At 42.2% G+C, this 713-nt stretch carries 1 protein-coding gene; it reads left to right on the top strand.

Annotated features, from left to right (window positions below; genetic code table 11):
- The first annotated feature begins 330 nt into the window (after positions 1-330).
- Positions 331-597, top strand: coding sequence for a hypothetical protein (locus tag R7F64_RS23895; RefSeq protein WP_318072152.1), 267 nt, complete (start codon positions 331-333; stop codon positions 595-597).
- The last annotated feature ends 116 nt before the right edge of the window (positions 598-713 follow it).

The following is a 713-nucleotide window of genomic DNA, read 5'->3' on the forward strand; positions in this document are numbered from 1 at the left end:
ACGGTATCTGCCGGGTATTCTCGCTCAGACAATCCCTTCACCGTTACCACTCGCTCATAGGCTTTGTATTTGACTGCTGTTTGCTGAATAAAAAAGCCCAATACTCCTAAACCAATTATCAGACACAGCCCGAGCCATATTGACGCTTTATTGGAAATCTTCTCCAGTCATCCTCCTAATTTCGCCAAAAGTAACAATTCGTAGTATCGATAACATAGCTCAACTATGGCCAGAAAATGGCGACCTAAAGCTAAATTTTTGTCATATCGTTCGAAATGGTGAACAGAATTAATTAAAATTGAACGGTGTTTTATTGTGAATTTTAAGATTATGTTGAAAACAAAATGGTTGGTGGTTCTAGGCGGATTATTTGTCTCAACGGCCTGTTTGAGTGCTGACGACTTAGCTATGGATGACAACTCAACACAAGCACCCCAAGTGGATGCGTGTAATGAACAGCAATACGAAGGGAAAAGCTTTGATGGTCGAATTCTGCTAGATAATGAGCCGACCAAACAGGTCTTGAGCTCACTAGAAAGTCTCGGTGAAACGCTCAACTCTCTGAGTATCCTGATGTTTGCTGGCGACAAAACGTAACGCTAAAGCTGTCCTATCCCCTTCGCCTTTGGTCAACAAAGCTTCACCAGTTTGTCACCAAAGGCTCATGGAATTGCCTCTGAACTGTCATATGTAATTTCTACTATCCGATCAGC

The sequence above is a fragment of the Vibrio sp. Vb1980 genome, from assembly GCF_033338615.1.
GTDB classification, from domain to species: Bacteria; Pseudomonadota; Gammaproteobacteria; order Enterobacterales; family Vibrionaceae; genus Vibrio; species Vibrio alginolyticus.